The sequence below is a fragment of the Bacteroides sp. 214 genome (assembly GCF_010501015.1).
Classification (GTDB): domain Bacteria; phylum Bacteroidota; class Bacteroidia; order Bacteroidales; family Bacteroidaceae; genus Bacteroides.
Window position 1 is genome coordinate 1 of the sequence record NZ_QVML01000025.1, and the last position, 18,607, is coordinate 18,607.

At 40.2% G+C, this 18,607-nt stretch carries 11 protein-coding genes and 1 tRNA gene; 1 reads left to right on the plus strand and 11 read right to left on the minus strand.

The genetic code is table 11. The features are described from left to right. Positions 1-551: 551 nt before the first annotated feature. The 7 genes from D0T50_RS13145 to D0T50_RS13175 all read right to left on the minus strand — a co-directional run bounded on the left by D0T50_RS13145 (position 552) and on the right by D0T50_RS13175 (position 14,291). Positions 552-1,454, minus strand: coding sequence for a nucleotidyltransferase (locus D0T50_RS13145; RefSeq protein ID WP_163224004.1), 903 nt, complete (start codon positions 1,452-1,454; stop codon positions 552-554). 71 nt (positions 1,455-1,525) lie between these two features. Beyond that, positions 1,526-3,838: a BamA/TamA family outer membrane protein gene (locus tag D0T50_RS13150; RefSeq protein WP_163223994.1), complete on the minus strand. Its 2,313-nt coding sequence runs from the start codon at positions 3,836-3,838 to the stop codon at positions 1,526-1,528. 6 nt (positions 3,839-3,844) lie between these two features. Continuing rightward, positions 3,845-8,293, minus strand: coding sequence for a translocation/assembly module TamB domain-containing protein (locus tag D0T50_RS13155; protein WP_203558248.1), 4,449 nt, complete (start codon positions 8,291-8,293; stop codon positions 3,845-3,847). Between the two features lie 72 nt (positions 8,294-8,365). Then, positions 8,366-10,669: an ATP-binding protein gene (locus tag D0T50_RS13160; protein WP_163223996.1), complete on the minus strand. Its 2,304-nt coding sequence runs from the start codon at positions 10,667-10,669 to the stop codon at positions 8,366-8,368. A gap of 194 nt (positions 10,670-10,863) precedes the next feature. Continuing rightward, positions 10,864-12,213: an MATE family efflux transporter gene (locus D0T50_RS13165; protein WP_203558249.1), complete on the minus strand. Its 1,350-nt coding sequence runs from the start codon at positions 12,211-12,213 to the stop codon at positions 10,864-10,866. Further along, positions 12,206-13,447, minus strand: a complete 1,242-nt coding sequence (locus D0T50_RS13170; protein WP_163223998.1) for a pitrilysin family protein — start codon at positions 13,445-13,447, stop codon at positions 12,206-12,208. The genes D0T50_RS13165 and D0T50_RS13170 overlap by 8 nt, the downstream gene beginning before the upstream one ends. 1 nt (position 13,448) lies before the next feature. Beyond that, on the minus strand, positions 13,449-14,291 hold the full coding sequence (locus D0T50_RS13175; protein WP_163223999.1) for a peptidylprolyl isomerase: 843 nt from the start codon (positions 14,289-14,291) through the stop codon (positions 13,449-13,451). Between the two features lie 165 nt (positions 14,292-14,456). On the opposite strand from D0T50_RS13175, the gene D0T50_RS13180 reads away from it, so the two are divergent. After that, the gene (locus D0T50_RS13180; RefSeq protein ID WP_163224000.1) at positions 14,457-15,782 is read left to right on the plus strand and encodes a sigma-54 dependent transcriptional regulator; all 1,326 of its coding nucleotides are present in this window, start codon (positions 14,457-14,459) and stop codon (positions 15,780-15,782) included. A 327-nt stretch (positions 15,783-16,109) separates the two neighbouring features. Here D0T50_RS13180 and D0T50_RS13185 read toward each other — a convergent pair whose 3' ends face one another. The 4 genes from D0T50_RS13185 to D0T50_RS13200 all read right to left on the minus strand — a co-directional run bounded on the left by D0T50_RS13185 (position 16,110) and on the right by D0T50_RS13200 (position 18,327). Further along, a complete protein-coding gene (locus D0T50_RS13185; RefSeq protein ID WP_163224001.1) occupies positions 16,110-16,784 on the minus strand; it encodes an RluA family pseudouridine synthase in 675 nt (224 codons plus the stop codon). Positions 16,785-16,787: 3 nt separating this feature from the next. Further along, positions 16,788-17,534, minus strand: a complete 747-nt coding sequence (fabG, locus tag D0T50_RS13190; protein WP_163224002.1) for a 3-oxoacyl-[acyl-carrier-protein] reductase — start codon at positions 17,532-17,534, stop codon at positions 16,788-16,790. Positions 17,535-17,545: 11 nt separating this feature from the next. Continuing rightward, positions 17,546-18,139 carry a TetR/AcrR family transcriptional regulator gene (locus tag D0T50_RS13195; RefSeq protein ID WP_163224003.1) on the minus strand — a complete coding sequence of 198 codons (594 nt, stop codon included), beginning with the start codon at positions 18,137-18,139 and terminating at the stop codon, positions 17,546-17,548. Between the two features lie 116 nt (positions 18,140-18,255). After that, positions 18,256-18,327: transfer RNA gene (locus D0T50_RS13200), tRNA-Met, on the minus strand. Positions 18,328-18,607: the final 280 nt, after the last annotated feature.

Consider the following 18,607-nt stretch of genomic DNA (forward strand, 5'->3'; position numbering starts at 1 on the left):
TATGAATGACAACCTTTTTAGAATGAAAAGATATATTGCGACAACCTTTTTAGTAACAAGCAGTAAAAACTGACAACCACTTTCAGTATAAGTCATTCAAATAGTCAGTTTACACTCTTCACAACTGTGATGATATCTCTTCACATATGTGATGATATCTCTTCACAATTGTGACGATATATCATCACAGTTGTGAAGAGATAAATGTGCCACTTTCATTGACACAACAATGTACTGACAATGATGCAACAATGCAGTGGCAAAAGCGCAGTGTAACAGTACTTTAACATCGATGGAAGATACTTTAAAACTCGCTTTGGTTTAGTTGTAGATGAGGTGTCGATACGCGTAAAAATCTACCCGTGAAGACCCTGTGAAGGATAAAAGAGGGGGGGGCTTCACACGCAACTCACTAAACAGCATTTGGTTACAGCGATATGTGAAGGTGAAGACCTATTTAGTGAAAGCGCATTTGGAGGGTATAAAAATGCATTTGGGCTTTGTTTTTTGGTTAAAAACAAAGCCCAAAGCGATTGTGTATTTAGGAATTCTTAAAACAGCTTCTGCGGATATTCTCCCGCATCAACTAAAGCCTGAATCTTATCAACTACTCCTTGACGGTCTTCGGCATATGTCACACCAAACCATTTAGAGGTTGTATCCAGCACTTTTACCCGTGCTGTTCCGTCGGTTATCAGTTTATTTACCATCAGCGGAATAAAGAATTCACCTTTCAGATTGTCTTTATTTTCATTTAGGTACTCCACAAAATACTCTTCTGAATATTGAAAGTAATCAGGAGTGAAACCCCACATGTTCATTGAAACAGGTGTATTATCGGCAATGCTAACCAATTTGCCATTTTCGTCTGTAAACGACACTTTACCGTCTATACGTTCAATGGCGGTACGTTCTACCACGGTAGTGAGGTAATCATTGGCATCTGTTTCGCATACTCCACGAGCTACAGTACCACTTTCGCTCAGCGTATTGCCCACGCGATAACCCACCATGCAATAGTCATTTTTCATTCCGTTCATTTCGCTAAGTGCTTTACCCAACACCGCAAAGCTATCGCGACCATAGAAATCGTCTGCATTGATAACCGCAAAAGGTTCGTTTATTACATCCTTTCCCATAAGAACCGCATGGTTCGTACCCCACGGTTTTACACGTCCTTCAGGTACAGTAAAACCAGCAGGCAGGGCATCCAGGCTTTGAAACACCACATCTACAGGAATGTGATTCGCATACTTACTGATTATCTTTTCACGGAAATCTTGTTCAAAATCTTTGCGAATAACAAAAACCACCTTACCAAACCCGCCACGAATAGCATCGAAGATAGAGTAGTCCATAATAGTTTCACCGTTTGGTCCAAGACCATCAAGTTGTTTTAGTCCTCCGTAACGGCTTCCCATGCCAGCTGCAAGGACGAATAAAGTCGGTTTCATCATTTAATAAGTTATAAAGATTAGTGTCATATTTTTTATAAAAACAGTGCAAAAGTACAAATAAATTCCATTTAGAACGGGTAGCCGATTGCTAAATGTAAGCCCAATCCGTCTTTAAAACGTGGTACATTGTAATAACCACTTTTAGAAGTGGTATAAGGCATATGCAATGCTACCCCGCAATCTACACGGATTATCAAGAAAGAGAGATCGTAACGCAAGCCCGCTCCGGTACCTAATGCTATGTTTTCGCCGATATTATTCAGAGAGAACTTACCTCCCGGACGACTTTCGTCTTCGCGCATTGTCCAGATGTTTCCCGCATCAAGGAAGATGGCACCATGTAAATCCTTAATCAACCGAAAGCGATATTCCACATTTGCCTCCAAACGAATATCACCGGTTTGATCTAAGTAGGAATATTTATTATCATCAGCGGGTTGGTAATTACCCGGTCCAATAGTTCGGATAGTAAAGGCACGAATGCTATTGGCACCACCAATATAGAATTGTTCGCTATAGGGTGCTATGGTTTTACTTCCATAAGCATAAATAACACCACTGTAAAAACGAGTGGCAATACTTTGATTTCTATCCAAAACCCATGTATAACGAATTTCAGTTGTTAGTTTAATGAACTGTGCCAAAGAGGCATTCATTAGCTTTTTTTCTTCTTCAAATTTCTTTCCGAATAATGCCCAAACGCCCGAAGTTATATTTCCGGCAGAGGTAATGGAGCTTTGCAGCCAAAAACGATTACGACGACGACGCACCGAAGTATCATCATATGTATAGGTATAGCTCATAGCAGGAATAAACTGGTCTTCCATACTTTTTTGCAATGCACGGTTTACGTTCATTATGGAATCAAACTCGGCTGTGCGGTGTTGTAGTACATTAAAAGTTAGTTTTAATGGAGTAAAGGAGTGTTTACTCACACTGGTGGGCTGAAAATTGTACGTCGCATCACCACCAAACGAGAGCATTTTGAAGAATTTTGCTCTATTGAGTTGACTAAGATTCAAGCTAAAGGTTGTCGTTGCAGGAAAGTCCCATTCTTTTTTTCCGATGTGCGGAAACACAATACGCGGAAAGGTAAGTGAGGATGACAACCCCAGTTCGTAAGAGTTTATTTTTGTATTACTTCCTCCCGAAGATTTAGTTTGCCACTCGTAGGAGCCATTCACACGAATATTAAATGTTTCGCCCCCACGAAAAACATTCCGTTTAGTTATACCATACGCCACACCGGGTCCGGCATAATCATTGCTTTTGGTCGCAACATTAAGTTCCAGCTCACTGTCGTAAGGTAAATCGAAACCTGCGCTAACGCGCAAATCGAGGACACTACCTACCGAATCGCGTGGAGTGTACTGGAATTCGGAGAAATTAAAAATACCCAACTCCGCCAATCGTTGCTGTGTAATAGTACTGCGCCGTAACGAATACATTTGTCCGCTTTCCATACGGAAGCGACTTTTAAGCACCTTGGGGCGTATATTTAGCTTGTTGTAGTAACGAATCTTAATGCTGTCGTACTCTAACGAGTCGTTGGGTTGCTGCCCATAAATGCCATACAGATCTACGGTTATATTGCCTATGTACCACTGTTTCTTGGCATTCTCGGGCAAACCGCTTTTAGGTTGTATTTGCAAATCTACCAATCCACTCACCCGTGTGGTGTCCGCACGATAGCCGATGTAGTCCGGACGAAAATAATAAAAGCCTCGATTGCGCAACAACGTACTTAACCGTTCACGTTCTTGCTCTAAGTTAATAACACTGAATTGGTCGCCCTTCCGCAGGTATGTTCTGTTTCTTCGTCCCGGTATAGCTCCATGATGAATTAAAGTCATTGCTTTATCAGGGAAGAGCCTATATTCTATAGAATCCAGAAAGTAAGCGTTTCGCATATCTATTTTGTATTGTACACTCGCTTTTCGTTCATCCTTTTTACTGGTAATAACCTCACTACTTACCGTACCGTTGAAAAATCCATAATCGTGTAAAAGGTTTGTTGCCACCTTTGCCCGTAATTCAGGGTTCACGGTAGAGATATAAACTGGTTTCGCTGCTAATTTCTTGAAGAACCACTTCCCCAGCCCCCTCTTCTTATTTACTAATCCGTTGTAAAACCACAGGCCGAAAGGTAGCGGTGTACGTATACTTGAACTGCCAAAGAGAGAGTTGTTGGGCGCTTTTGCCAAAGCAGCTTCTATTTCCGTCATTGCATCCTGTGCTATCTGAGTTTTCAGATCATTATCTACCTGAAGCTTTTTCTGCCCGGTATAGAGTTGTTGTTCGGCAGCCAAATTCTTGGTAGTGGAACAAGAACTCAACAACCCAACGGCAAGGATAATATATAGTATTGTCAGCAATCTCATATTTTTCTATTTACTCTTGGAGAATATAAACAACTCGCCCAATTTATTCACTTTTTTACGCAACACCAAACCGACACCCGTTTCTACAATCTCTCCCTCCAGCACACTCTCAAAATTTTTGTTATGAAACAATCGCACATAGCGCGTACCCGATTTATCCAACCGGTACTCCAACGACACATTATCAATAAATGACTCCGTTTCTTCCGCATTATTGCCAGTAGAGATACTTCCGCCTACTACAACCTGTATTCTGTCGTTGAAGAATCGTTGCGAGTACTTAAAATTGTAGTCCGTTCGCTTACCATCGCTACCTTCGTAATTATCCATCCCAAAACTGATGTTCACAGTCTTTAGCGCAGAACCCGCCAAGTTAGAAATTTGACTTTGCAACACATTGTTTAATGCGGTTCCCATATCAAAGCCGCTTCCCTTAGCTCCAGCAAGATAAATACCTGTTGCCATCATCGCTACAGCTTGCTTGCTACGCTCCTCAAGGTCCATTGCGGCAAGCTGTTGCTTAACCTCCGCATCTTCGGGTGCTTCTAAATCGAAGATGAGTTGTAAGTCATTCAATTTATTCTTAACCAAGATAGAAACATCGAAATTCACCATACGGGTTGAACCGTCTGTATTACCTACCGACACACGCATACGTTCTGTGGCTTTGAAGTTCAGGTTAGGATCCATAGGGTTCCCTGTCCACTCCACATAACTGTCTGCATCTATATCAAACTCTTTTAACGGAATAACCGGAAGTGAGTATTTCATTCTACCATCAGCAAGAACATATCTTCCTGTCAAGTTCATATCACCTTGTGCAGTGTATCGGAAGGTTAAATTTCCACCACCTTCTAAATCTACATAACTACTTCGGTCTGTACTCAGATCTACCCCAACCTCCACAGAGCGGTCAACATTAATATTCAGAGACACATCAATCCCTGTCATAGATACAGTTTGCGTCTTTGCCTCATTATCTGCCTCAGGATCAGAGAATGACGTAAACACGACCAAGTCGCCCAAACGATCTTGCACAGTCAACGGAGAATCGGTTAGTACATATTTCACATCGGTATCGTTAAGAATCTTCACGTTACCACGCATTTTCAGATTATCGATAGAACCTCGTACTGTAGAATTCATATCAAAAAAGATTTTACCATAGAGCAATCGTCCATCTTTACGTTTTGCATCCAGCAGCTTATAATTCTTAGCCAGCAAGTCTAAACTAATAACCGGTGTGGTATAGTTTTTCATATCTATGTAGCCGTCTATTGTAAACGGATTATCACCAGTGGCATATATTGCATATTTATCAAATTGCAGACGGTTATTTTTAATAGGAAGTACCTTGTTTTCGAATGACAGTTTCAATCCATATAAGTCAGAGTTAAGTAAGACTTCGTCTGTAACCAACTCTCCATTAATTACCGGTTTGTCCGTTGTCCCTGTTATTAATATTTCCCCATCAATATCTCCACTAAGAGAAAGTAACTCCTCGGGCATAAAGAGATTTGCCAATTTTAACGGAAAATGCTCTGCCGTAGCGCTTACATCCACCTTACTGCGCACCCCTGTTTGATAAGAACCGTTTGCCAACATGATTTGATGCTCGTCTAACTCAAGATATCCATCTAAGTAATGCGTACTGTTTGCTCCCGGTAGCCATGCCAATGCCAACCTTACATCTCCAGCAGGCTTTTTATCGTAAGTAAGATCTTTGATGTGTGCTTCAGTAGAGAGTTGAATTTCATTGGGCGTCTGCTTAAAATTAGCTTCAGCAGAAAACAATCCAGAAAAAGCAGGATAGTAGGGTAATACCTTACTGATTTCTCCAAGCTCTATTCGTCTGATTTCAATATCCAGATTTTGCAGAAAAGTAGTATCGGGCATAGAGTGAATACGTACACCCATTCCATGCTTGTCGAGCATTTCTACATTTGCCAATACCCGCCCGTTATTTCGGATGAAGATGCGGTTATGCTCTTTGAATTCAAACTGCCGGAAAGCTACAATTGGCTTTTCAGGAATGAATTTCATGCGGATACCACGTTCTACAGCTTGAACATTAGCACCAAAAAGAATACCCGTTTCTCCGTCAAAACCATTAAATTGAATTAACGCTTCAGCATCATCATCACGAATTTCGCCCGTAAGAGAAGCCGAGAAGTGATTCTGCACAATCTTAGGACGACTTACCACATCGCTGCGAAACTTTAGACTTGTAGTATCTTGGTATGTAGCAAAAGAAAGAGTATCTAGTTTTATCGTATCTATCTTGAGTGTATGTATCGAAGCCAAGCCATTGATTCCTACCTCAGGAGTAGTTTCGAGGTCAATAAACGCGTCGGAAAAGGAGATATTTTGTAATGCAGCATAGCGATTAAGAATGTTATCTTTACCTGCTTTTAGCGTAAAAGAGGCTGTCGGTAGGATTTCGCGTATCTCCACATGATTCATCAACCTGCTTGCAATCTGTTTCTGCAACACACTCACAAAACCCGTCGACTGTTCTATCAGGTTTTCCAGCGGACCTTTAGCATTTAGTTTTGCTTCCAAATCTCCCGAGTACAGCAATACAGACGTAGCTTCTTTATTAATATCGACCGACATAATAAGTGGTAAACTCTTTTTCATAGGCCGATCTATAAACCCTAATTGATAAACATCCACATCGGCAATATTAACAGCCGCCCTTGCTTCGGTATATTTACTATTCAAGCGATACTCGCCCCATAGCTCCATTGTTGCTAAAGAGTTGTTACTATTGAAACGCGCCGTTGCAACCGATCGTTTCAAATTCGCTTCCAAGTTTATATCCGTCAGTTCATAGTGCTTGTATTCCAACCGATTAAGCAGTACATCTACCTTTGCTGTTGATGCTACCGACTTAAAATCTGCACCGTTCCCTGTAGCTTTAGCAGTAATAGAGAGAGTATAGATAGAATCCTTCGGCATAAAATGATCTATTCTCAAAGAGTCGATAGAAAGGTCGGCATTGTAAGCCTGCGTCATTGTATTATAGTTTGCATTCAGCAATACTTTCCCCACACTTTCCGTTGCCAACAAGTTCACTGCATACTCAGCTCCTTTTAGAGTTACCTCTCCAGTCGCTGTCATACCTACAGGGATTACAATGTTATTATTGGGAGTTAAGCCTGCAAATGCCAACACAAAAGGCAGTTCCTCAGTCTCCAAGCGCATATTCATATAACCCGATCGTCGGATTGAATCCGTAAAATCCACCACCTTACCATCGCTCTGTAACTTAAATGCGCCGGGTAATTCTGCCGACAGATTAGCCAGATTCATATTATCCGTTGACCCCGACACAGCTAATTGCACCGCTAAAGGCTCTTCGGGGTAATCCACCAATAGTTCTTCACTTTGTTTACCCATAAGTAGCAACATGTCACCTTTGCCGATCTTTGCATTCAAATCAGCTTTTAACCCCCGAAAGTTAAAGTCGCTCACATCCCACTCTGTTTTTGCCGACAGGTTAACAGAAGAATAAGCTGTTTTGCATAGCAGCTCCGGCACCCGAACATGAGTAGAATCAACGTATAAGTTCCCTGCCAATTTAGCAATCTTTATTCCCGAACGTTCCTTCATAGCTATATTGCGTATAATGGCTTTCGTTTCTATACCGCAATTATAAACTGAGTCTACCTCAACATCCAAATTACTCAAATAAATATGCGCAGGGTCTAGTCCCTCCGCTGGCAATGCTTTACCTTGATCGTAAAGTACAGCAGACTTATCTATTCTGATACTATTAACAGTATACGCACTTTTACCTAAATCTATAGCAACGCCCTCTACACTGCTCTTGTTTATATACGTAGAAAATTGTAGTGTGTCAGCAACCATATCCAAGGCGAATGTCAGATTATCCAGCTTCAAAGCATCGAGAGTAATAAGCCAAGGCAAACTAGCCTGGGGCGTATTTGTGGAAGTAGAAGTTGTATCAGTCATTAGCAGTTTCAGACGGGTATTTTTTAGTTCAACAACACCGAGTGCTGCCAATTTTCCACCCCAGTCTATCGCATCGGGCTCTATGTCCACCCGTCCAATACTTCCGAACAATTGCATACCACCTATCAGGCTGGCAGTATTTACTATCCCATTTTCCAAGAACACACCCTTAGCTTCTATTCTGCCACGAAAGAGTGGTTTCATTTTTACATTCAGGCCAAGACTTTCAACAGACAAAATAGTATCTGCATCTTGAACTACACATACATTTTTAGCCAACAAATGAAAAGGGAATCGTAAGCTAAAGTCTGCAATGCTAATCTGCCTTTTCGTTGATTTGGAAACATATGCCGTTACCTCGCGTTGCAAAAAACGTTGCACAGGAGGTATATATATTAAAACAGACAATAATAAAACAAGAACAAAAGGCGTTAACACTATCCAAAGCAACACCTTCTTTATTCGCTTATTTACCATGCTCAACAATATGGATTAGCACATAGAAAACAACAATTAATAAAACAAAAAGGTTGAACAAACAGGAAGCTATTAACAAACGTTTGGTCTGCTAAATAACCCTTCTGCTTCTTTCAATATTACTTCCATCTCTCCGATAAGCACATTCGCTTTTTCTTCTATTGTTACATTAAAACTCTCTCCTCTAATAGCTTCCAGCTCAGTAAGTAGCAGAATAGCTTTTTCAGCTTTTATTAATGTAGAAGTAGGAAGTAGTTTATGTGCCATAGAAGCAATCATATCCACATTCTTATCCGAGAGTGCTTGGCGAAGATTATTTATATTCTTTTTTGTTTCGGAGATAAATGTCTCAATAATAGCTTTCGAAGCATTCTTATCATCGGCAGAGAAAGCGGTAAGTGCCGAAAAATCTAATCCGCCGGGCAGAATGGTTTCAATACTTGGATGTATTACACTGTCCGGAAAAGAGATTTTTCCTAATGTGGTCAGCAAATCTTTTATTGAGAAAGGTTTCATTAAACAACCAGCAAAACCATATTCCAGAAAATCCTGTTCACTCATATTGCTACGTGCCGTTATAGCCAAAACTGGGATTGTTTTTGCCTGAGGGATATTGGAAGAGCGTAACAGCTTAAACAATTCGAGTCCGTTAATGGCAGGCATTTGTACATCAGTAAGCAAAACATCATAAGTCCCGACACGTAATTGCTCTATCAACTCTTCCACATCCTCGCAGCCCACTGTTTTAATATGATTCTTTTCGAGCATACTGGCAACTAAAGAGAGTTGAAGTTTATCATCATCAATCATCAACACACGCAATGACTTTTGCAGCAACACGGGTTCTTCTTGTTTTGGCTCCTTGTTTACATCTTCTTCTATATCTGTTTCATTTAGTGGCAGTAAGAATGAAACGGTAAAGGAACTACCTTCACCTTCTTTACTGGCAACATCAATAGTACCGTTAAACAACTGCACCAACTTGTACACAATAGAAAGTCCCAGTCCGAAGCCTTCTTCGCCTTGTGCACCCGCCAAACGGGTAAACTCTTGAAATATACGCATTTGATCTTCTTCCGTCATTCCTTTGCCAGTATCGGAAATACGAATAGAAATTCTTGCATTTTCATAAGAAACAGCCAACGAAACACTACCTTCAGGTGTAAACTTAATGGCATTGGAGAGTAGATTGGTTGTTATCTGTCGGATGCGCAGGGAATCACCCAGATAGCTATTATTCAATTCTTCGGAAATTTCATAATTCAACACCAACGATTTCGCCGAAGCCAATGGTGCAAAACTGGTATTTATTTCATCAAATAGATCTTTCGCATTGAATGGTTGGTTGTTCATTTCTTCTTTATTTAGATCTAAACGATGGAAATCCAAAAGATCATTCACCAGCTTCAGAAGATGTGTTGACGAACCGTTCATATTTTCCAGATACTGTTTTTGCTTTTCATCCATAGGTGCCTGCAACAACAATTCAACATATCCGATAATAGAAGCAAGAGGTGCTTTGAAATCGTGAGTAATGGTAAGCATTAATTTTTCTCGAGCATACAATAGCTCCTCGGCTCGACGGTTTGCTATTTCCAACTCTTTGCGATAGCGATTACTACGGGTAATGTCGCGCAAAATAATTATCAACAGAATAGTAGATAGTAAAATAGCCACAATAGCCACTACCCCGATGGTAGTAACAATACGCTGCCGCACCATCTGACGGCTCTCGGCTTGCAGCTCTGCTTGGATAATTACATTTTCTTCGTATCTACTGATTAAGCTGTCGATTTGTGCACTTAATTCACTATTTTGCTTCAGCAGTTTATCATTTCCGATACCTAATGCGGCAAGACGTGTTTCTTTGTCTTGATTTGCAGCGGCACGTATTTTGCGTTTAAGAGGTTCATAAGCTTCTTTCTTCTGCACCGCAGAATCGGTAGTTGTTTCAATCGTTTTATTGACAGATATCGTAGGAGCTTCCTCTTCCGGGACAAAAGCATTTGCCAACCGCTTGAAGAATCCTTTTCTCCGAGTGGGAGTGATAACAGAGTCTTGCTTAGCTATTACCCTACGTTGATATTGGAGTCGGTCTACAATCGAATCATACTCGGCAATTACATTCTCTAACACATCCAGTGGCATAAAAACTTTATCACTCTCATTGAGTGTGGTAAGCATCTGGAGTGCATTTTCGTCTTTCTCCTTTAGCAAAGACATTAAGCTATCCGTCTGTAAGCTCAGTTCGGACTCAACCTCCGAAAAGCTTCTCATTTCATGACGAATAAAGTATAAAGCATAAACAAGAGCCAAAAACAGGAACGAGTATTCTGCAATCAATTTGATTTTAGTAAAGCGTGTTGGTGCACTCATTGTAAAAAAGCATTAATAGTTGTCATGTACGAAAGTACAAATTTTAATTTATATTTATCCGCTGAAAGTATCGATTTATTTTTCTCAGTGAATTCTGTATCAAAAAGCAGTGAGAAGTGAAGTAAAACACAGTGAGAAACGAGGTAAAAAACAGTGAGAAATGAGGTAAAAGACAGTGAGAAATTTAGCGGGAATCAGCGAGAAGAAAGTTGGGTATATTTCATTAAACGTTTCCTAAATCTTAGGAAAAACAGCACTCCTGCAGTGGTCAAACCAAAAGGGAAAGCCAGCCACACGCCAACAACTCCCCACTCCAACACAAAACCCAGAAAATAGCCTACCGGAAGCGAAACAATGAAGTAAGCAAAGAAAGCAATCCACATCATTGGTTTCACATCCGAAATGCCACGAAGCGCATTGGCAAAGGTTATCTGTAAACCATCGCCGAACTGATATAGCAATACTGGCATAACCAGCGTAACAACCACATCAACCACATCTTGACTATCGGTAAACCACGTTCCCACCTGATAGCGTAGCAGATAAATTGCCACACAAAACAGAAATGCCAAAAACAAAATAATATGCATTCCGGCATAAGTAGTACTCCGCACATTCTTCCAATCTTTTTGCCCGCTAAAATTACTTACACGCACCGCTACAGCAGCACCTACACCATAATAAACCATAAAAGCAAGGGTAGAAATCGTACTTATCACTTGGTGAGAAGCCAGTGCAACAGTACCCAGCCACCCTACCATCACCGCACTTAAACTAAAAGAAGCGGTTTCCATCCCCATTTGCAACCCAACCGGCCAACCAAGCTCATTGAGTGTTTTAATGAGTTTACCAGAAAGTTTCAAGCGGAAGAACCCGATTTTATATTGTCGGAAACGCTTTCCCCGTACGAGTACCCCCATAAATACAATCACCATAACTATTCGCGAAAACAATGTGCTGATTCCGCCGCCCAACAATCCTAACTCAGGAAAGCCAAATGTACCATAGATAAGTAAATAATTGCCTGCTATATTCAACAAATTACCGCCTAGCAATATCCACATAGCTGTTTTAGTAGCGGTTATTCCATCTGTAAACTGGCGAAAAGCATTGAATAGCATGATGAAAATAAGCGATGCGAGCAGGGTAAGAAAGTATGGTTTTATCAGTGGAATAAGTTCGACAGGCTGTCCTAAGTGCTCTACACACAAATAAAGAATAAACATGAGGAGTGTTATCAGCACGCCAATAAGTACATTGGCAACTATACTACACTTCAAGGCTTGTCCGGCTTGAAGGAATTCTCGTTTGCCATATAGCATCCCTACAATAGGGGTAAGTCCATAAGAGAACCCGGTGCAGAAGATAATGGCTAGGTTAAACACATTATTAACAAACGAAGCTGCCCCTAATTCAGCCGTTCCATATCTGCCTATCATCAAAGTGTCGGCAAACCCCAGAATAATCATTCCAAGCTGCCCCACAACAATAGGGAAACCTAAGTAAGCAAGTGCTTTGTAATGTTGTTTATAGGTATTAATCATGGTTAACACTCTTATAGTGGATTACACAACTATTCTCTTTTTTGAATGTATCGATTGCCACACGCATTAAGTGCTGCGAAGTAACCGCTCTGTATTTCTCAACCTCTTTTTCCAAATCTTCTGCCTGTCCGATGAGTTCGAACCATGCCAGGTTCGTAGCAATACTGAGGTAATTCATATTGCCAAATATATGCGCTGCCTCAAATTTGTTCTTTACCTTCTCCAATTCATGCTCGTCAATGGGTATTTGTTTTATCAATGACAATTCTTCCCAAACAGCCTGTTCGGCTTCTTCCAAAGAAATACCTTTGGAGGGCTTTCCGTTAATGCGAAGTAACCCCGCATCAATACTACCCAAGATATAAGCATCGATGGCAGAGAATATTCCTTTTTCATTAACAAGATGCTGCCTTAGCCGACTCGATTGCCCGTTTGCCAAAATATCCGAGAGAATATCGTACGCATAATAATCGGGAGAAAGACGATTACTCATCGGGAATGCCATATAAAGAGAATCCAAAGGAACATGGCGTTCCACCACAAGACGTCGCTGTTCAAACAGCGCCGGTTCACTGGGTATATTCTTGGTGCGAACCTCGCGCTTTGGAATGGGAGCAAACCATTTTTCTGTAAGCATTTTGGCTTCTTCAAAAGTAATATTCCCCGTTACAGCCAATATTGCATTATTAGGTGCATAATAATGAAAAAAGAAATCTTTTACTTCATCTAAAGTAGCATTAGCTATATGAGAGAGGTTCTCCCCAATGGTAGACCAACGATAAGGGTGAACTTTATAAGCAAGCCCTCTAAGCAGATGATCCACATCACCATATGGGCGATTCAGGTTATTTTGCTTAAACTCCTCCATCACTACTCCGCGCTGCACATCAAGATTTTTTTGACTAAAATCCAACCCTAACATACGATCGGATTCAAGCCAAAAGCCTATCTCTACATTTTGTTTGGGAATGGTTAGGTAGTAATTGGTAATATCGTTGTTTGTCCAAGCATTGTTTTCTCCTCCAGCCAGTTGTAGTGGTTCATCATAGTTGGGGATGTGTACAGAACCACCAAACATCAGGTGTTCAAAGAGATGCGCAAAACCAGTATGACCAGGTATTTCATCTCTTGCACCTACATTATATAAAATGTTAAGAGCAACCATTTGGGTGCTCTTAATATATGTATGTACCAACCGCAATCCGTTTGGAAGGGTATGCTTGTTTATTTTCATGCTATTGCAATAACACTACCTGTTTTATTACAACATCTTCCAGAGGACGGTCACTTGGGTTTGTTGCTACACGCTGAATAGAATCAACCACATTCATTCCTTCCACTACTTCACCAAAAACCGTGTACTGACCATCAAGATGTGGAGTACCGCCAATAGTTGTGTAAGCTTTTACCTGTTCGGGTGTAAACTTCACATCAGGTTGCTTTGCTGCTTGTTTAATTGCTTTTTCGGATAGTTCTTCTTGCAGTTTTTCAAGCCCTTTTTGATCATTCGCGGCTTGCATTTTCCTGATTTCATCCATTCTTTCGCCTGCCAGTTGTTGGAATATTGCATTGGTCTTATTTTGGTTCATGCGTTGCTCCATTGACAACAAAGCTGTGTCGTCATATACTTGACCGGTTACGATATAAAACTGGCAACCAGATGATTCTCTCTTTGGATTTGTTTGATCACCTTGACGCGCTGCCGATAATACTCCTTTTTTATGAAAATATTTAGGATAAACAAACTCTGCTGGAATTCTATAACCCACATCACCCATACCCAATTGTGCTCCTGCCGGTGCATTCTTTGAATCCGGGTCGCCAGCTTGAATCATAAAGTTGTTGATAACCCGGTGAAACAGTGTTCCGTTGTATGTACTGTCTTTCGCCAACTTAATGAAATTATCGCGATGCTTGGGCGTTTCGTTATACAGTTTTACAGTAATATCGCCTACTGTTGTTTCTATTCTCAGTTTTGTTTCTTGTTGATTTTCCATTGCTTCTTCTTTCTTTTTACCCGGCTGGCAAGCAGTTATGCAACCAAGCAATATTATTACTAATAGTACATTCTTTTTCATTTTCTTATGCTTTTTCAATTTCTGCGATAAAAATACAATTTTGCTGTTTCTCCTACTAATAAAAAGAGAGATTTGTCACAAAAAAGCATTTATCATTCAAAATAAGAGCCGCAATTTTTAATAAAAATATATCTTTGTAGAAACATTTACATAAACCTTAGAAAAATGAAGCGCATATTAATAGTAGAAGACGACCTGACTTTTGCCCTCATGTTGCAAACATGGCTGGGAAAGAAGGGTTTTATGGTCGCTACTGTTAGCAGCGTTCTCCATGCAAAGAAAAACATTGAACAAGAAAAACCAGATTTAATTCTATCTGATTTACGCTTACCCGATGAAGATGGCATTTCACTCTTGAAGTGGATAAAAAAACAACAGTTGCAAACTCCATTTATTATGATGACAAGTTACGCGGATATTCAAACCGCGGTAACTGCTATCAAACTTGGTGCCAATGATTATATTGCTAAACCAGTGAATCCAGATGAACTGCTGCGAAAAATCAATGAATCATTTGCAACATCTATCAAAAATGAAGTAAAAGAGAAACCAGAAGCGCAATCATATGCTTTTATTGAAGGGGAGAGTGAAGCTGCCAAATTGCTTTTCAAGCATGTCCGGCTGGTAGCTCCAACCAACATGTCGGTACTTATTATTGGTGCCAGCGGAACAGGGAAAGAATACGTAGCTCATCGCATTCACGAATTGAGCAAACGTAAGGATAAACCATTTATCCCTATCGACTGCGGCTCTATTCCCAAAGAACTGGCAGCCTCAGAGTTCTTCGGACACATCAAAGGTGCTTTCACTGGTGCACTAAGCGACAAGACAGGCGCATTTATAGCTGCCAATGGTGGAACCATTTTTTTAGATGAAATAGGAAATCTCAGCTATGAAATACAAATACAACTACTGCGTGCCTTGCAGGAACGAAGAATTCGTCCGATAGGATCTAACCAAGAGGTCAATGTAGATATTCGTTTAATTGCCGCCACCAATGAAGACTTAAAAGTCGCTATCCAGAAGGGTGCATTCAGGGAGGATTTATATCACCGAATCAATGAATTCACGCTAGATATCCCCAATCTTAAAGAGCGTCAAGAAGACATCTTCCAATTTGCCAATTTCTTCTTGCAACAGGCTAATAAGGAACTTGGAAAGCAGCTAACCGGCTTCGATAAGCAAGCTACACAAAAAATCGCGGCCTATCATTGGCCGGGCAATCTCCGTCAGCTAAAAAATGTCATTAAACGAGCCACACTATTGGCACAGGGCGAGCAAATTACCGTATTGGACCTAGACAGCGAAATTATCGACAACCAATTTAGTGGACCTACTAGCTTAGCACTGTATAACGAGAAAACAGAAAAAGAGCAAATACTAGAAGCCCTACGACAAGCAAACAATAACAAAAGCAAGGCTGCTCAACTATTAAAGATAGACAGAAAGACATTATACAATAAATTAAAAATACACAATCTTGATTTGTAGAGACTAAAATTGTGGAGTTATTCCACACTTCCACACAACCCATCCACAACAATTCCACAATTCCAGTTACACAAACAAACAGCATATGCTGTAAATCAAACATTTACATAGACAGGTTTTTTGGCACGCCATTTGTCTTATTAATGGCATAACCCTTAATTAGTGGCATATATAGCGTTGTATGCAAATAGTTCTAAACAGTAACGATGAAAGAGAAAAACTAATGTTTCTTAATTAAAAAAGCAAGCACACTCGTTTAAAAAGAAAACCGCCCCTGTAAACACATTCACAGGGGCGGTTTTTCTATTATTAAATGTAGCAATAACATTAATCTGCATAAACAAATCCAGCCCAAAGATTACCCGCAGGAACCGGCGCCTCTAACTCAATGAGCTCTTTTGAAACCGGATGCACAAAAGAAATATTTCGGGCATGCAAACAGATACTTCCATCAGGATTAGATCGAGGTGAGCCATATTTAAGATCTCCTTTTATCGGACATCCCATCTTTGCCAATTGGCAACGGATTTGATGGTGTCGTCCTGTTTTCAGATCTACTTCCAATAAATAATAATTCTGCGAATGAGCAATTAGTTTATATGCCAAGACTGCTTTTTTTGAGTTTGGCACCTCCTTGTCATAAGCATAGCTTTTATTTTGTTTCTCATTACGCACCAGATAATGAGTTAAAAGCCCCTCGTGTTCACTCGGTTTGTTCTTTACAATCGCCCAATACGATTTCTTTACCTCACCATTTTTAAACATCTCATTTAGACGTGATAATGCTTTACTGGTTTTGGCAAAAACAACAATACCACTTACCGGTCTATCTAAACGATGTGTAACACCCACAAAAACATTCCCCGGCTTGTTATATTTCTCTTTCAAATAACTTTTAAGCGTCTCCGAAAGAGGAGTATCGCCGGTTCTGTCGCCCTGAACGATCTCAGAACTGCTCTTGTTTACTACAATGATGTGATTATCTTCGTAAAGGACAGTCATAAATTACATATTCATTCCACCACAACAGTGAAGCACTTGGCCCGAAACATAAGAAGACATATCCGAAGCTAAGAAAGTAGCTACATTAGCCACATCTTCGGGTGTACCACCACGACGCAACGGTATTGTTTTAGCCCATTCAGTTTTTACCTCCTCAGTAAGCTGATCGGTCATTTCTGTAATGATAAAGCCTGGAGCGATTGCATTAGCACGAATACCGCGAGAACCCAATTCTTTAGCTATAGACTTAGCCAAACCAATCATACCAGCCTTAGACGCAGAGTAGTTGCATTGTCCTGCATTACCCGACACTCCCACAACTGAAGACATATTAATAATACTTCCAGCCTTCTGACGCATCATAATAGGCGCGCAAGCATGTATAAAATTAAATGCAGACTTCAGATTTACATTGATAACCATATCCCATTGCTGTTCCGTCATACGCATCATCAATCCATCACGGGTAATACCAGCATTATTTACCAAAATATCAATACGCCCAAAATCTTTATGAATATCAGCTACCACCTTAGCAGTATCTTCAAAGTTAGCTGCATTAGAGGCATATCCTTTTGCCCTTACACCAAAAGCAGCTATCTCTTTTTCTGTATTAAGAGCATTTTCGTCAATAGCCAAATCTGTAAATGCTATATTTGCTCCTTCCGAAGCATATTTTAAAGCAATTGCTTTGCCAATACCACGTGCTGCTCCGGTTACCAAAGCAGTCTTTCCTGTTAATAATCCCATAAAATAATTGTTTATTGATTTCTATTTTTATGAAGTGCCCCTAACACAATGTTAGAAACGTATTTTTTTCTGGTTTCAATATCAAGTTCTGCCCCTATTCGCCCACGAATATAAGGAACCTCTATCCCTCTGAGACAATAATGAAACAAATTGGCTGTCATATCCACATCATCAAGTTCAAATACTCCTCTTTCAATACCCTCTTGCAATACGGCTTTAAGTAGCTGTACTTCTTTAACATCAAATTTCTTACGTGCCTTCTCCACTTTCCATATATCGCGAAAAAAGTCAGCACGCAACGTACCATTTCTATATACAACTTCTTTAACGACATCCAAGCGCGTGTAGGTCATTTCTAAAATCTTCTCTTCAGGGGAGATGTTACGCTCAACAACCCTTCGCATTGTTTCGGAAAGTATCTCAAGCTCCGATTCTATTACAGCTAAGTATATTTCTTCCTTATTCTTAAAGTAAGTATACAATGTTCTCCGCCCCTTTTTAGATGCAACGGCAATGTCATTCATGGTTGTATTCTCCACTCCCATTTTGGCAAACAACTGGCGGGCAACATCCACTAACTTCGCTTTGGTTTTTGATACAGGCATACGATTATTGCACATTATTTTATAATATGAGCAAAATTAGTTTTTTTCTGCTTATCCTACAAGAAATTTACATATAAAAAAAGAAGACATCCTACTTTAAGATGTCTTCTTCTAAGTTGCGGAGACCAGATTCGAACTGATGACCTTTGGGTTATGAGCCCAACGAGCTACCACTGCTCCACTCCGCGATGTTTTGTGAGTGCAAAGATACGGCTTTATATTGGAAAAACAAATTATTAGAGCTGTTTTTAAGAGTAAAATTAATTGTTAAACGCTATCACACTGATGTATAGGAATATAAATTGAAAAACAATCTACTTTTTAACCTATGTCACTTTATGTACATCCTCACTCCTTTATACACACACCTATATAAACAAGTTTCCCGCCCTGTTTCTTCTATCAATCGAAGAACCGGACGGGAAACATAAAACGGCGACTACCTACTCTCCCACTATTACGCAGTAC

Bases quoted from the DNA above. Each gene is read 5' to 3' on its own strand.
- D0T50_RS13145 (WP_163224004.1), bottom strand. From the start codon at position 1,454: ATGAAACCGACTTTATTCGTCCTTGCAGCTGGCATGGGAAGCCGTTAC.
- D0T50_RS13150 (WP_163223994.1), bottom strand. From the start codon at position 3,838: ATGAGATTGCTGACAATACTATATATTATCCTTGCCGTTGGGTTGTTG.
- D0T50_RS13155 (WP_203558248.1), bottom strand. From the start codon at position 8,293: ATGGTAAATAAGCGAATAAAGAAGGTGTTGCTTTGGATAGTGTTAACG.
- D0T50_RS13160 (WP_163223996.1), bottom strand. From the start codon at position 10,669: ATGAGTGCACCAACACGCTTTACTAAAATCAAATTGATTGCAGAATAC.
- D0T50_RS13165 (WP_203558249.1), bottom strand. From the start codon at position 12,213: ATGATTAATACCTATAAACAACATTACAAAGCACTTGCTTACTTAGGT.
- D0T50_RS13170 (WP_163223998.1), bottom strand. From the start codon at position 13,447: ATGAAAATAAACAAGCATACCCTTCCAAACGGATTGCGGTTGGTACAT.
- D0T50_RS13175 (WP_163223999.1), bottom strand. From the start codon at position 14,291: ATGAAAAAGAATGTACTATTAGTAATAATATTGCTTGGTTGCATAACT.
- D0T50_RS13180 (WP_163224000.1), top strand. From the start codon at position 14,457: ATGAAGCGCATATTAATAGTAGAAGACGACCTGACTTTTGCCCTCATG.
- D0T50_RS13185 (WP_163224001.1), bottom strand. From the start codon at position 16,784: ATGACTGTCCTTTACGAAGATAATCACATCATTGTAGTAAACAAGAGC.
- fabG (WP_163224002.1), bottom strand. From the start codon at position 17,534: ATGGGATTATTAACAGGAAAGACTGCTTTGGTAACCGGAGCAGCACGT.
- D0T50_RS13195 (WP_163224003.1), bottom strand. From the start codon at position 18,139: ATGCCTGTATCAAAAACCAAAGCGAAGTTAGTGGATGTTGCCCGCCAG.